General features: G+C 69.2%; 11 protein-coding genes and 1 tRNA gene. 2 read left to right on the top strand and 10 right to left on the bottom strand.

Annotation, left to right across the window (positions count from 1 at the left end; translation table 11 throughout):
• Positions 1-31: 31 nt before the first annotated feature.
• The 5 genes from ITJ66_RS08655 to ITJ66_RS08635 all read right to left on the bottom strand — a co-directional run bounded on the left by ITJ66_RS08655 (position 32) and on the right by ITJ66_RS08635 (position 5,979).
• A complete protein-coding gene (locus ITJ66_RS08655) occupies positions 32-1,348 on the bottom strand; it encodes a CDP-glycerol glycerophosphotransferase family protein (protein ID WP_194644381.1) in 1,317 nt (438 codons plus the stop codon).
• A 68-nt stretch (positions 1,349-1,416) separates the two neighbouring features.
• Positions 1,417-2,301, bottom strand: a complete 885-nt coding sequence (locus ITJ66_RS08650; protein WP_194644380.1) for a glycosyltransferase family 2 protein — start codon at positions 2,299-2,301, stop codon at positions 1,417-1,419.
• The gene (locus tag ITJ66_RS08645; protein ID WP_194644379.1) at positions 2,301-3,128 is read right to left on the bottom strand and encodes a CDP-alcohol phosphatidyltransferase family protein; all 828 of its coding nucleotides are present in this window, start codon (positions 3,126-3,128) and stop codon (positions 2,301-2,303) included. The genes ITJ66_RS08650 and ITJ66_RS08645 overlap by 1 nt, the downstream gene beginning before the upstream one ends.
• On the bottom strand, positions 3,129-4,196 hold the full coding sequence (locus ITJ66_RS08640; protein WP_194644378.1) for a glycosyltransferase family 2 protein: 1,068 nt from the start codon (positions 4,194-4,196) through the stop codon (positions 3,129-3,131). It lies immediately after the preceding gene.
• A 121-nt stretch (positions 4,197-4,317) separates the two neighbouring features.
• Positions 4,318-5,979, bottom strand: a complete 1,662-nt coding sequence (locus ITJ66_RS08635) for a trypsin-like peptidase domain-containing protein (RefSeq protein WP_194644377.1) — start codon at positions 5,977-5,979, stop codon at positions 4,318-4,320.
• A gap of 158 nt (positions 5,980-6,137) precedes the next feature.
• Between ITJ66_RS08635 and ITJ66_RS08630 the strand changes: the two genes are divergently transcribed.
• The gene (locus ITJ66_RS08630) at positions 6,138-7,334 is read left to right on the top strand and encodes an aminotransferase class I/II-fold pyridoxal phosphate-dependent enzyme (RefSeq protein ID WP_194644376.1); all 1,197 of its coding nucleotides are present in this window, start codon (positions 6,138-6,140) and stop codon (positions 7,332-7,334) included.
• 62 nt (positions 7,335-7,396) lie between these two features.
• Here the strand turns inward: ITJ66_RS08630 and ITJ66_RS08625 are convergent, their stop codons facing one another.
• The 4 genes from ITJ66_RS08625 to ITJ66_RS08610 form a co-directional block, all read right to left on the bottom strand.
• On the bottom strand, positions 7,397-8,293 hold the full coding sequence (locus tag ITJ66_RS08625; protein ID WP_079705563.1) for a glycine betaine ABC transporter substrate-binding protein: 897 nt from the start codon (positions 8,291-8,293) through the stop codon (positions 7,397-7,399).
• Positions 8,294-8,364: 71 nt separating this feature from the next.
• Complete coding sequence (locus tag ITJ66_RS08620) at positions 8,365-9,372, bottom strand: proline/glycine betaine ABC transporter permease (protein WP_124769028.1); 1,008 nt, start codon at positions 9,370-9,372, stop codon at positions 8,365-8,367.
• On the bottom strand, positions 9,369-10,730 hold the full coding sequence (locus tag ITJ66_RS08615; RefSeq protein WP_191940801.1) for a glycine betaine/L-proline ABC transporter ATP-binding protein: 1,362 nt from the start codon (positions 10,728-10,730) through the stop codon (positions 9,369-9,371). Before ITJ66_RS08615 ends, ITJ66_RS08620 begins: the two co-directional genes overlap by 4 nt.
• Positions 10,731-11,127: 397 nt before the next feature.
• Positions 11,128-11,610: an Lrp/AsnC family transcriptional regulator gene (locus tag ITJ66_RS08610; protein ID WP_079705560.1), complete on the bottom strand. Its 483-nt coding sequence runs from the start codon at positions 11,608-11,610 to the stop codon at positions 11,128-11,130.
• Positions 11,611-11,779: 169 nt separating this feature from the next.
• On the opposite strand from ITJ66_RS08610, the gene ald reads away from it, so the two are divergent.
• Positions 11,780-12,883 carry an alanine dehydrogenase gene (gene ald, locus ITJ66_RS08605; protein WP_194644375.1) on the top strand — a complete coding sequence of 368 codons (1,104 nt, stop codon included), beginning with the start codon at positions 11,780-11,782 and terminating at the stop codon, positions 12,881-12,883.
• A gap of 159 nt (positions 12,884-13,042) precedes the next feature.
• Here ald and ITJ66_RS08600 read toward each other — a convergent pair.
• Positions 13,043-13,116, bottom strand: a tRNA-Met gene (locus ITJ66_RS08600).
• Positions 13,117-13,201: the final 85 nt, after the last annotated feature.

Raw genomic sequence — 13,201 nt, 5'->3', positions numbered from 1 at the left:
CCGACCCTACGCGGCTCTCCTGGGCGCGGACTCAACGGCTCGTGGTGCCTCGGGCGCGATCCTCGTCGTCGCCCTCGTCTTCGTCCTCGTCGTCCTCATGCTCGTCGAGCTCAGGCCGGCCATCGGCGTGCGCGAGGGCGAACCGTTCCCACTCCGACATCAGATGTTCGATCGCGCTGTGGAACCTCGCCGTCGTCACCCCGGGCGTCGTGTCGCCGAAGTAGTACTGGACCCAGTGCTGCAGTCGAGCGACCGTCTCGGGATCACCGAGGAGCCGGTCGACCCCGTCGACGATGTCCGCTGCGTCCGATGCATCGAGCCACTCGCACGCCGAGAGGTACCCTCCGGTGTCGATCTCCGCCTCCGGGTTCACCGGGCGGGTGATCATGAGCGGCTTCCCGCTCGCGAGGCGGTCGTATACCATCGCGGAGATGTCGACGATCGCCGCGTCCGCAGCCGCCAGCTGCCAGCCGAGGTCGGCACCCGTGTCGACGACGTGCTGGGCCGAGGCGTCCGCACGGTTCGCCTCCTGGAGCGCGGCCATGATCTCGCGGTTCGCAGTCGCGTAGGCCGGATCGATGACACCGCTCCTCGGGTGCGGGCGGTACACGACGCGGTGCCGCCCGGTCGCGATGAGTGCTCGGACGAGGGCGACGCCGTGGCTCGCGATCGAGCCGTACGCCGCAGCCGCGCGGTCGCCCTCCCAGGTGGGCGCGTACAGGACGACGGTCCGCTCATCGGGCGTGTAGGGCAGCTCGCCCGAATAGTGGTCGGCCTGCGGGCGGCCGATCATGATCGCACGCTTGTCGAAGTCGTAGTCCCAGAGCACCCGCTCCAGCCGGTTCCTCGCCGCCTGGCCGGCGATGAGGCTGTAGTCGTAGGCCTTGAACTGGTTCGTCGTCATGTACATCTTGTCGCTCTCGCCATGGTTGACGAAGACGTGCCAGCGGGAGCCGTAGCGGAACATCTGGAAGTTCTTCGCGTTCTGGTTGACGTACAGCACGACGCGGATGTCCTGTTCGGCCAGTGTGCGCTCGAGGGCGACGACCGTCCGGACGTAGGCCGTCGGGATCGGCGACTCCTCGAACAGCTTCGCCGCAGCCGTCGCACCGCGGCTGAGGATGAGGACGGGCCACTGCTTGGACAGTTCGGCGAGCGGCCGGTACCACTGTCGGATCTGGTACATGTTGACGGCACCGTCTGCGAAGTACACGGCCACCTTGTAGCGCCCCGGCTCGATCACGGGAGCCGCCTGCATCTGCGCCGCGAGGACGGCTCTGGCCCGACGGTTGGCGAGCAGGTCCTTGGCGAGGGTGATGGCACGACGACCGTCTCTGATCAGTCCCATGTCAGCTCCAGCATCCGTCAAGCGTAACGACGCCAGGTCACGGTGGGATCACGACGGGTGCCCGCCGCTCAGATGACGGGAGGTCGTCCTGCGCGCGTCATCCGCCAGACCGTCCGCCAGCGCAGTGGGCGACGTTCGCCGGGGTCCGTCCGCCAGCCCTCGCGCCAGCCACCGAACCAGGGGCGGAGGGCCTCCGGCTTCCGCCACCACCGGATCACCTGGATCGCGGTCCAGGAGCCCACGTACAGCGGGATGAGCGGCACGGGGAGGTTCCGCCGCGCGAGCCAGACCCGGTTCCGCGCGTTGAGCCGGTAGTAGGCGGTATGCCTCGTCGGTTCGGTCACCGGGTGGTTCGCTTCGAGGGACGCCTCGTACCAGGCTCGCCTCCCCTGGTCCCAGACCCGCCAGGCGAGCTCGATGCCCTCATGCGCGTAGAAGAACGGGTCTGCCCATCCACCGACGGCGTCGAACACCGACCGCGGCAGCAGGACGGCCGCTTCGAGGCAGGAGAACACGGCGCTCGAATGCCTGGGGTCCTTGTCGCGAGTGCGCGGCACCCAGCGGGACGGCGTCGCTGCACCGTCCGCGTCGGCGAGCCGGGGCTGGATGAGGCCGATGGAGCGGTCCGCGTCGAGCATCGCGATGGCGTCGCGGAGGAACGTGGTGGACGGGATGGTCGCGTCGTCGTCGAGGAAGAAGACGAACTCCCCCTGCACGGCGTCGGCACCACGGTTGCGTCCGGCGGGGATCCCGAGGTTCTCCGACAGGGCCAGGCCTCGAGCGCCGTCCGGAAGTCCGGTCGGCTGCCAGCCGTTGCCGACCACGACCACGTCGAGCTCCACCGCTTGCTGGGCGAGCACGCTCTCCACGGCTGCGGTGAGTTCGACCGGGCGGGTCCCCTGCGTCAAGACCACGACGCCGACGGAGCGCGTGACCGGGATCGGGCCGGACATCACGCGTGGAGCCGTTTCGACGAGACGATCGCGATGAAATGCCCGACGAGCGTCAGGAGTGCGAGCGGTACGAGGATCGCGAGCACCCAGCGCATCGCCTCGACGTCGCCGACGAACAGGCCGACCACGGAAGCGGCGAAGATCACCATGGTGAGTTCGACCGAGTGGAAGAGCCGGTGGAACGGGAGGAACCGCGCCACCGTCCGCGCCGTCGCGAGCAGTCCCCCGCGCGGCGCCGACTCCTCCGTAGAGTAGGTGAGTTTCGGCGCCCCGAACCCGGCGCGGGCGACGCGCACCATGTCGTTCAGTGCCTTGTTGAGCACGACGAACAGCGCGAGCGCGAATCCGAGGGTGATCCAGACGAGGTCCTCGGGCGCATCGACCGGCCACGCGGCGGCACGGATGCCGAGCGCGATCGCGATGAGTGACTCGGTGGAGTAGTGGCCGACCGAGTCCAGGAACGCACCGGCCGGACTCGACGTCCGCCGCCAGCGCGCGACCTCACCGTCGCAGCAGTCGACGAGCATCTGCGTCTGGCCGAGTACGAGTGCGAGGGACGCACCGCCGAATCCGGGGATGAGGAGCGCGGCGGCGGTCGCCCAGCCGGTCAGGATCATCAGACCCGTCACGCCGTTCGCACTGATGCTCGTCCGGAGCAGCAACCACGTGACGTACGGCGACAGGTCTCGCAGGTACAGGTCGGCGGTCCAGTGCTCGGCGTTCTTCCGCGCGCGGACCTCCGGCGGTTGCGCCACGGCTCGGAGTTCGGCGATCGTCCGCGGGGGCGTGAGCCGTGGACCGGTTCCGGCCGTGCTGGGATCCGACATCTAGACCGCCTTCGGTGGATTGCGCAGCGCGGAGATGCCCTTCGCGAGCGAGCAGTAGCCGAGCACGAACCCCGTGCCCCAGCAGAAGTGGATGCACGGCAGGACGGCGAGCATCCAGAGGCTCGTGCGTATCCCGTCCCGCCCGGTGACCACGATGCTCGCGAGCAGCACGATGGCCGCATAGGCGATGGGGGCCGCGAACCCGATGAGCAGCCACGGTGTCGCTCCCGCACCCAGCTGGACCAGGCCTCCGAGCCCGAGCAGTGTGCCGAGCACGATGCCGAGCACCAGGACCGGCGGCGCGAAGTACCGGAGCGTGCCGCGGGTGGGGAAGCTCCGGCTGAGCTCGCCGCGCCAGAGCCCGGTGGAGAAGAACTGTCGCGCCAGGGCCCGCATGCTCGCACGCGGGCGGTAGACGACGCGCAATGCGGGCGTGAACCAGACGAGGCCGCCGGCCTGCTTGATCCGGCGGTTGAGCTCCCAGTCCTGTCCGCGTTTGATGCGCTCGTCGAACATGCCCACCCGCATCAGCATCTCGCGATCGAAGACGCCGAGATAGACCGTGTCGGCCGGCCCCTCTCGACCGCCGACGTGGTGGGGTGTGCCACCGAGTCCGACGCGCGAGCCGTACGCCCGCGCCACCGCCGTCTCGAAGCTCGTGCGCCCCTGGGCGTCCATGATGCCGCCCACGTTCTGCGCCCCCGTGCGGAGCATGGTCTCGACCGCGAGTCGCGCGTAGTCGTCGGGCAGCTCCGAGTGGGCGTCGACCCGGATGACGATCGGATGCGTCGACGCGGCGATCGCCAGGTTGAGCCCGGCCGGGGTCGACCCGACGCGGTTCTCCAGCACGTGGATGCGCGGGTCGGCCGCCTGGAGCTCTCGGACGAGCTCGGTCGTGCCGTCGATGCTCGGCCCGACGGCGATCGTGATCTCCACGTCACCGGCGTAGTCCTGCGCCAGGAGGCTGTCGACGGCTGCCCTGACGTGTCGGACGTCGTTCAACACCGGCATCACGTAGGAGACTCCGGGTAACGACGGTGCGTCGGCCTGGCCTGTGTCGTTCGACATGGGGGTTCACTCCGTGTTTCGTTCGATCGAGCCTAGCAGCCGGTCGTCGGGGTGGCCCGGACGCGGGGGACGCCCGCACGGAGGCCGTGCGGGCGTCCTCCGGGGCATGACGCCCCGGGTGTCAGAGCGCGAGCTCGCCGAGCGTGACCTCGGCGGTCTGCGAGTCGTTGCCGCGGGTGAAGGTGAGCTTCGCCGTCGCCCCGGCCGCGAGCGCCCGCACCTGAGCGGTGAGGTCGTTCGCACCCGTGACCGGGACGCCGTTGAACTCGGTGACGATGTCCCCGGACTTCAGACCCGCGGCCTGCGCGGCGCCGTTGTCGGTGACCTTGTCGATGAGCGCGCCGGCGACCGTGCTCTTGGCGTCGCTCGAGGCGTCCTTCACGGTCGCGCCGAGCAGGCCGTGGGTCGCCTTGCCCGTCTTGATGATCTCGTCAGAGACGCGCTTGGCGATGTTCGCCGGGATGGCGAAGCCGACGCCGATGCTGCCGCTCTGCGAGGACGAGTCGGTGCTTCCGGCGCTCGCGATCGCGACGTTGACACCGATGAGCTTGCCGGTGCCGTCGACGAGCGCGCCACCCGAGTTGCCGGGGTTGATCGCCGCGTCGGTCTGGATGACCGCGATGGAGATCGAGGAGGTCGGCGCGGTCGGGGTGGTCTGCCCCGGCACGTCGAAGTTCCACGGGCTCTGGTTGTCGCCGTTCGAGTCGCCGGACCCGCCGTCGTCGCTCGATCCGGAGTCCGGAACGGCGGAGGAGGCGACGGTGATGCTCCGGTTGAGGGCGCTGACGATGCCGTCGGTGACGGTCCCCGCCAGTCCGAGCGGCGCACCGATCGCGACGGCAGTCTCGCCGACGTTGAGCTTGTCGGAGTTCGCGAACTCCATCGGGCTGAGACCCGAGGCGTCCTCGAGCTTGATGACCGCGAGGTCGTAGATCGGGTCCGTGCCGACGATCTTGGCGTTGTACAGCTTGCCGTTCGCATCGGTGACCCGGATGGTCGGGTCGGCGACCTGGCCGTCCAGGGTGACCACGTGCGTGTTCGTCAGGACGTAACCGTCCTTGCTGAGGATGATCCCCGAACCGGTACCGGCGCTCTGCCCGCCCTGGACCGAGAGCGTCACGACGCTCGGCCCTGCCGTCGCGGCGATGGCCGTGGTCAGGCTGACGTCGGCGTCGTCGTTGATGGTGAACGCCTTCGAGCCAGCCTCGTTGCTCGAGACACTCGACTTCGTCGCGTTCGTGACCCAGAGCGTCGCCCCGGCGCCGGACGCTCCTCCGATGAGGGCGCCGACGGCGAGCATCGCGACCATGCCCGCGAGCGGGCGGTTGGTCTTCTTCGTCCGCGCTGCCGGTGGCGTTGGGACGCCAGGGTGCTGCCCGGTCGGCTGCTGGGCGTAGGGGGACGCACCGTAGGGACCGTGCTGCTGACCGGGCTGCGGCTGGGCCGTGGGCTGCTGACCGGTGGGCTGCTGGTAGGCGGCGTACGGGTTCGGCTGCTGCTGACGGGAGAAGGCTGCGGACGGCTGCTGCGGCGCCTGCTGGTACGGCGAGCCCTGCTGGGCCGCGCCGTACGGCTGCTGCGTCGGCTGACCGGCGGGCGGTGCGACCGGTGGCATCGCGGTCGGGGGCGGGAAGTACGCTCCTGAGGTCGACGGCCGTGCCTCGCTCGCGGGAGGCACGGTGCCGCCCGTCTGCTCAGCGGGTGCGGACTGCGGCGCGGTCTCACCGTTCGGGGTGGACTGGGGGTGTTCGGCGGGCTGCTGTCCGTCTGCGGTGTCGGTCATGGCGATTCTGCTCCTTCCAAGCGCAGTCAGCTTCCCGTGCTGAGCTGAGTGTTTCATTCGCGCCCGCTGTGCGCCGGCTAGGGCTTCGCCGCAAGGACCTGCGCACGGTGTCCTAGATTGGGAGCGGCCCGCGCCCGCGGCCACGGAGGGAGATCGACATGGTGGTTGACGGACCCTGGCGGCGCACCGCCGAAGGCGCCGGCCTCGTCGACGAGGACGGACACGTCTCGTCGACGATCTTCGCGGAGATGAGCGCGCTCGCGCTGCAGACCGGAGCCGTCAACCTCGGCCAGGGGTTCCCCGACGAGGACGGGCCCGAGGCGGTCCTCGCCGAGGCGGTCGCGGCCATCGAGCGCGGCGAGAACCAGTACCCACCCGGCCCGGGCACCCTCGATCTCCGCACCGCGATCAGCGAGCACCAGCGACGGTTCTACGGTCTCCAGCCCGACCCGCAGGGAGAGGTGCTCGTCACCGCCGGAGCGACCGAGGCGCTCGCCGCGACCCTGCTCGCCCTCGTCGAGCACGGCGACGAGGTCGTGACCTTCGAGCCGTTCTACGACGCGTACGGCGGACTCATCGCCCTCGCCGGCGGCCGGCACCGGACGGTCAAGCTGCGCGCCCCCGACTTCCAGCCGGACCCGGACGAGCTCCGCGCCGCCGTCACCGATCGGACCAGGATCATCCTGGTCAACACGCCGCACAACCCGACCGGCACCGTCCTCGACCGCGCGACGCTCGACCTGGTCGCCGAGTTGGCGGAGCGCCACGATGCGATCATCGTGACGGACGAGGTCTACGAGCACCTGACCTTCGACGTCCGGCACGTCCCCATCGCGACGCTGCCGGGTGCCGCCGGACGCACAATCACGATCTCGTCCGGTGGCAAGACCTTCAGCACGACCGGGTGGAAGATCGGCTGGTTGAGCGGACCCCGCGAACTCGTCACGGCCGTCTCGACGGTCAAGCAGTACCTCAGTTACGTCAACGGCGCACCGTTCCAGCCGGCGATGGCGACCGGACTCCGGCTGCCCGACGCCGCGTTCACGGCCATCGCCGACGGCCTGCGCGGCAAACGGGACCTCCTGAGCGCTGGCCTCTCCGCCGCCGGGTTCGACACCTTCCGACCGGGCGGCACCTACTTCATCGTGGCCGATGCGGCACCGTTGGGCTTCGACGACGCTGCGGCGTTCTGCCGGGCACTGCCCGAGCTCGCCGGGGTCGTGGCGGTGCCGCTGTCGGCGTTCTGTCTCGACCGGCACGACCCGGACTACGCGTCGCTGGTCCGGTTCGCGTTCTGCAAACGCGTCGAGGTGCTGGAGCGGGCCGTCAACGGCCTCGCCCGACTCAGCAGCTGACGCTCCGATGCACACGACGACGGGCACCGGATCGCTCCGGTGCCCGTCGTCTCATCGATCCGCTACTTGGTGAGCGAGTCCACGTACTCCTGGTTGTCGCTGATCCACTGCTTGACGACGGGCGCGTAGTCCTTCGAGTCCCCCTCGTTGAACATCGCGTTCTCGAGCGAGAACAGTCGCTCCGAGTCGAAGTCGAAGTCCTTCAGCCACCCGGCGAGCGTCGGGTACTCGTCCGCGAAGTCGGCCTTGCCGAAGCTGTGGATGCCTTCGGCATCCCCGAGGGCGCCCTTCGGGTCCTCGAGGTCCTTGATCGGGAACGCGTCGTAGGCCCAGTGCGGACGCCACAGTGTGACGGCGATGTTCTCGCCGGCGTCGGTCGCGGCCTTCAACTCCGAGAGCATCGCCGGGGTGCCCGAGGTCAGGAATTCCCAGTCGTCGAGGCCGTACTCGGGGATGACCTTGTCCTGGGTGGCCTCGGTCAGTCCGGCACCGGGGTCGATGCCGACGAGGCGGCTGTCGAAGAGGTCCGCGTTGGCCGCGAGGTCCTCGAGCGAGTCGACCGGGGCGTCCTCGTTGACGGCGATCGTGAGCTTGGCGTCGGTGTTCCAGGCGCCGAGGTCGACGACGTCGTCACCGAACTTCTCGATGTAGCTCGCGTGCGTGGTCGGCAGCCAGACGTCGAGCGTCAGGTCGTAGTCACCGGTGCTGAGGCCGGAGAACACCGGGGCGGGCTCCGCCTCCTCGAGGGTGACGTCGTAGCCCTGCTCCTCGAGCACGGCCTTCCACAGCTCGGAGGCCGCGATGCCCTCGTCCCAGCCGCTGAACACGGCGATGGTCACCGCCTGCTTGTCGCCGTTCTCGAGCGTCTCGTCCGAGGCGCCCGCGGAGCAGCCGGAGATGGCGAGCGTCGCCGCCGCCCCCGCTGCGATGGTGGTTGCGATCTTGGTGCGGTACTGCATGTTCGATGATTCCTTTCGTCCCGCGTGACGCGGGGATCGGTGTCGTCGGATGGAAGCTGTGTGCCGGTGGGTCACCGCACGGCGGTCGGCGACTCGGCGGGAGTGCGCTGCTCCTCGCCTGAGGCGGTGCTGTCGGTCGTCGTGGTGCTCGAGGCAGGCGCCGGTCGGATCCCGCCGGGCGAGGACGGGGCAGCCTTCGTGCGCTTCCCGCGCTGCTTGCGACCGCCGCCGAGGGAAGCCGTGAGGCGGTCCAGGAAGATCGCCAGGATGACGACCGACAGGCCCGCTTCGGAGCCGAGCTGGATGTCGATCCGGGAGAGGCTCTTGACGACGTCGCCACCCAGACCGCCGGCGCCGACCATGCCGGCGATGACGACCATGGAGAGCGAGAGCATGATGACCTGGTTGACTCCGGCCATGATGTTCGGCATCGCGAGCGGCAGCTGGATCTGGCGGAGGATCCGCCACGAGGAAGCACCGAACGCGTTGCCGGCCTCGACGACCTCGCGGTCGACGTTGCGGATCCCGAGTTCCGTGAGACGGACGGCCGGGGCCAGCGCGAAGACGATCGTCGCGACGATGCCCGGGACGACGCCGATGCGGAACAGGATGAGCGCGGGGATGAGGTAGACGAACGCGGGAGTCGTCTGCATGAAGTCGAGCAACGGCCGGATGATCGACGACGCGACCTTCGAGCGGGCCGCCAGGATGCCGAGCGGAATCCCGATCACGATGGCGATGAGTCCGGCCACGAGCACGAGCGAGAGCGAGTCCATCGCGTTGTCCCACTGCTCGACGCCGACGATGATCAATAGCCCGACCGCGGAGCCGACGGCGAACACCGGGCCCCGTGCGACGAAGGCCAGCAGGGCGGCGACGATGATGATCACCCAGAACGGCGGACCGCTGAGCACGAGGTCGACGCCGTCGTACAGCCCCTGGAAGACGCTCCGGATGACGTCGAAGACGGGCTGGAAGACGTCGGTGATGAAGTCGACGAAGGCTTCGACCCACGCACCGATCTCGGGGCGGGTGATGGCGTCCAGGAACCCGGACGACTGGAGACGGATGCCGTTCATCGGACACTCCCTTCCGGCAGGCTCGCTGCCGGTTCGGCGGCGCTGGTCTCGATCGACGAGGTCACGTCGTCGGGGTGCTGCGGGTCCTCCGCGGTCGACCGCAGGGTCGCCGTGATGAGCTCGACGGGCACCGTCGCCGGCGGCCCGACGAGGCTGATCTCGTCCGTGTTGGTCGGAACGTTGCCGACGGCGGCGAGCAGGGTCACCCGCGGGACGACGCCGAGCAGGCGCGTCCGCTCGTCCACGACCGCGACGGGCAGGGCACTCTCGACGGCGGACTCGAAGAGGTCGACGAGCGCCGCCTCCGGCGAGACCGTGGCGAGGTCGGCGGTGATGACGCTGCCGAGCTCGTGGTCGCCCGCACGGACGAGTCGCAGCACGTCCTTGTCGCGGACGACGCCGAGGAGCTGCCGACCCGGACCGACCACGAAGGCGGTCGAGGTCTGCAGGTCACGCATGATGCGCAGGGCAGCCCTGGGTCCGGCGGATGCGGAGACGACGGAGCGCGCGGGTTCCATCACGCCACCGGCGGTCAGGACGCGGGCGCGGTCGACGTCCTGGACGAACTGGGCGACGTAGTCGTTCGCCGGGTCGGTCAGGATGTCGTTCGGGGTGCCGACCTGGACGATCCGGCCGTCGCGCATGACGGCGATCCGGTCGCCGAGGAACATCGCCTCGTTGAGGTCGTGGGTGATGAACACGATGGTCTTGCCGAGCTCGGCCTGCAGCTCGACGAGCTGCTCCTGCATCTCGCGGCGGATGAGGGGATCGAGCGCGGAGAACGCCTCGTCCATGAGGAGGATGTCGGTGTCCGAGGCGAGTGCGCGGGCGAGGCCGACGCGCTGCTGCATCCCGCCTGAGAGCTGGCCCGGGAGCTTGTCCTCCCAGCCTGCGAGCCCGACGCGCTCGACGACGGCCTGGGCCCGCTCGCGTCGTTCAGCGGCCGGCACACCCTTCACCTCGAGTCCGTAGGCGGCGTTCTCGAGCACCGTGCGGTGCGGCAGCAGGGCGAAGTGCTGGAAGACCATCGAGATGTTGTCCTGTCGGACCGCACGCAGCTGCTTCGAGGACACCCCCGAGATCGGCTTCCCGGCGATGGTCACGGTGCCCGCCGTCGGCTCGAGCAAGCCGTTGAGCATCCGGATCAGCGTCGACTTGCCCGAGCCGGAGAGGCCCATCACGACGAAGATCTCGCCCTGCTTCACCTCGAACGAGGCGTCGATGACGGCTGCGGTCGTCCCGCCGGAGGCGAGTTCGTCTCGCGACGCACCGGCCTGCAGGCGTTTCACGGCTTCCTTCGGCTTCCTGCCGAAGACCTTGTACAGTCCCGTCGCGGAGACGGCAATCGTTTCGGTCATGTGTTCTCCTGGAAGCGCACGCGGAACCGCGGTGCGCTCTTCCTGTCGATCGTCAGGCCGGGTCGAACGGCTCTCGATCCGCCCCATCGGCGCACTGATGGACAGCGCGCGGGCTCGGATCACGTGGGGCGACAACGGCTACCGCGTGGCGTTCGACCGTACGTCCAGCACGCCGTCACGGGGCGACAGGGGGCGGGACGCGGTTACGTAGGTCAGCCCTTGCGGGCCGTCGACAACGCTAACGAAACTCACAGCTGCTGGCTAATCGACGATCCCCCAAAAGGCGGACATCGCGCACGGCCTCCATGGCAAAACCGAACATGGTCAGGGTTTTCCGCCGAACATCTTCGTTATGCGTTCGTGACCTTCGCTCGGCCGGTACTGGCGTGGATCGCCCTCACTCCCCCACCGCGACGCCGATGAACGAATGATCGAACACCAGACTCGTGCGGGTCGAGGCGACCGTCGGATCGGCCGACAGGTGCTCGACGACGAAGTCGCGGATGTGGGCGCTGTCCCGCGCCGCGAGATGGATGACGAAGTCCTCGGAGCCGCCGAGGAAGAACACCTGCACGACCTCCGGGAGCTGTCGGATGCCGGCGCTGAACTCGGCGATACGGGCGCGAGCCCCCGCCCTGATGTTGACGCTGATGAGCGCCTCCAGACCGAGCCCGACCGCGACCGGATCGATACGCGCCGAGAACCCCGTGATCACGCCGCGATCGACGAGCGACCGCACCCGGGCGACGCACGTCGAGGGGGCGATGCCGACGAGCTCCGCCATGCGGGCGTTCGTCATGCGTGCGTTCTCCTGCAGGAGCCGCAGGAGTGCGTGATCGACGTCGTCGAGGTCCGCACGCCCGTGCAGATTGTTCGTCATCCTGCGCCCACTCTCTCTTTCAGCCGAATCATCATCGAGTTCAGATGCGAATTCCGCAAAAGCTGCGGTGTTCATCCGGCTGAAACGCAGCAACCTCAGAATAGTCGCACACCGTCCACCGACGAGCGGGAGAGCCGAGCCTTGGCCCAGCCTGCGAGAGGAACCAGCCATGCGAATCGGCATCCCCACGGAGATCAAGAACAACGAGAACCGGGTCGCCGCGACACCCGGCGGCGTCCACGAACTCGTCCGACACGGCCATGAGGTCGTCGTCCAGGCGGGCGCCGGCCTCGGATCCGGCAATGACGATGACGCGTATCGCACCGCCGGGGCGACCATCGCCGCCGACGCGGCCTCCGTCTGGGCGGCAGGCGACCTCCTGCTCAAGGTGAAGGAGCCCGTCGCCGCCGAGTACGGCTTCCTGCGGGCCGACCAGACGCTCTTCACCTACCTGCACCTCGCGGCGGACCGTCCCCTCACCGACGCCCTGCTCGCCTCTGGGACCACCGCGATCGCCTATGAGACCGTGCAGCTCCCCAATCGCTCTCTGCCGCTCCTGCAGCCGATGAGCGAGGTCGCAGGACGACTGTCCACGCAGGTCGGCGCCTACCACCTCATGCGCGCCACCGGTGGACGCGGGATCCTGCTGGGCGGCGTGCCCGGAACCCCCAAGGCGAAGGTCGTCGTCATCGGCGGCGGGGTCGCCGGCGAGCACGCCGCAGCCAACGCGCTCGGCATGCAGGCGGACGTCACGATCATCGACATCTCCATCCCTCGCCTCCGCGAGCTGGAGAACCGCTTCAGCGGGCAGATCCAGACCAGGCCGTCATCGGCGTACGAGATCGCGGAGCAGCTCCGCGACGCCGACCTGGTCATCGGCTCGGTGCTCATCCCCGGGGCCCAGGCCCCGAAGCTCGTCACCGACGCCATGGTGGCGGACATGAAGCCCGGCTCGGTGCTCGTCGACATCGCGATCGACCAGGGTGGTTGTTTCGAGGGCTCCCGGCCGACGACGCACGACGACCCGACGTTCCGTGTCCACGACAGCCTCTACTATTGCGTGGCCAACATGCCCGGCGCCGTCCCGGAGACCTCGACGCGCGCGCTGACCAACGCCACCCTCCGGTACGCACTCGCCATCGCCGACCAGGGCACGGGAGCAGCAGTGGCGGCCGACGCAGCGCTCCGCGCGGGCGTCAACATCCACGCGGGTGCGATCACCAACGCCGGCGTGGCCGCGGCGTTCGGCCTCCCGGTTGCAGCGCTCGACTGACCCTCGAGCCCGGACCACCCACACCCGGTCACCGAGCCTGTCGAAGTGCCCCGACCCGACCGCCCTTCGACAAGCTCAGGGACCGAGTCGTGCCGGACCACACTTCTCCGGAAACGACGAAATCCCGGTCTCGAGGAGACCGGGATTTCATCTTTTCTGTTGCAGGGGCAGGATTTGAACCTACGACCTCTGGGTTATGAGCCCAGCGAGCTACCGAACTGCTCCACCCTGCGGCACAAGAGATAAACCTAGCATGCATTCTGAGGGCGTGCAAATCGCGTGCCGCCAAGCACTCCGATTCCGGCCGAATCCCTCCCC

The organism is Plantibacter sp. VKM Ac-2885 (assembly GCF_015351205.1).
Taxonomy (GTDB): Bacteria; Actinomycetota; Actinomycetes; order Actinomycetales; family Microbacteriaceae; genus Plantibacter; species Plantibacter auratus.
The sequence above is the reverse complement of the archived record's forward strand: the minus strand, read 5'-3'. Positions and strand labels throughout refer to the sequence as shown.

What these genes read in the sequence shown, in the direction of transcription:
- ITJ66_RS08635 (WP_194644377.1), bottom strand. Translation starts at nt 5,979, where the DNA reads ATGACCGACACCGCAGACGGACAGCAGCCCGCCGAACACCCCCAGTCC.
- ITJ66_RS08640 (WP_194644378.1), bottom strand. Translation starts at nt 4,196, where the DNA reads ATGTCGAACGACACAGGCCAGGCCGACGCACCGTCGTTACCCGGAGTC.
- ITJ66_RS08620 (WP_124769028.1), bottom strand. Translation starts at nt 9,372, where the DNA reads ATGAACGGCATCCGTCTCCAGTCGTCCGGGTTCCTGGACGCCATCACC.
- ITJ66_RS08625 (WP_079705563.1), bottom strand. Translation starts at nt 8,293, where the DNA reads ATGCAGTACCGCACCAAGATCGCAACCACCATCGCAGCGGGGGCGGCG.
- ITJ66_RS08610 (WP_079705560.1), bottom strand. Translation starts at nt 11,610, where the DNA reads ATGACGAACAATCTGCACGGGCGTGCGGACCTCGACGACGTCGATCAC.
- ITJ66_RS08630 (WP_194644376.1), top strand. Translation starts at nt 6,138, where the DNA reads ATGGTGGTTGACGGACCCTGGCGGCGCACCGCCGAAGGCGCCGGCCTC.
- ald (WP_194644375.1), top strand. Translation starts at nt 11,780, where the DNA reads ATGCGAATCGGCATCCCCACGGAGATCAAGAACAACGAGAACCGGGTC.
- ITJ66_RS08650 (WP_194644380.1), bottom strand. Translation starts at nt 2,301, where the DNA reads ATGTCCGGCCCGATCCCGGTCACGCGCTCCGTCGGCGTCGTGGTCTTG.
- ITJ66_RS08615 (WP_191940801.1), bottom strand. Translation starts at nt 10,730, where the DNA reads ATGACCGAAACGATTGCCGTCTCCGCGACGGGACTGTACAAGGTCTTC.
- ITJ66_RS08645 (WP_194644379.1), bottom strand. Translation starts at nt 3,128, where the DNA reads ATGTCGGATCCCAGCACGGCCGGAACCGGTCCACGGCTCACGCCCCCG.
- ITJ66_RS08655 (WP_194644381.1), bottom strand. Translation starts at nt 1,348, where the DNA reads ATGGGACTGATCAGAGACGGTCGTCGTGCCATCACCCTCGCCAAGGAC.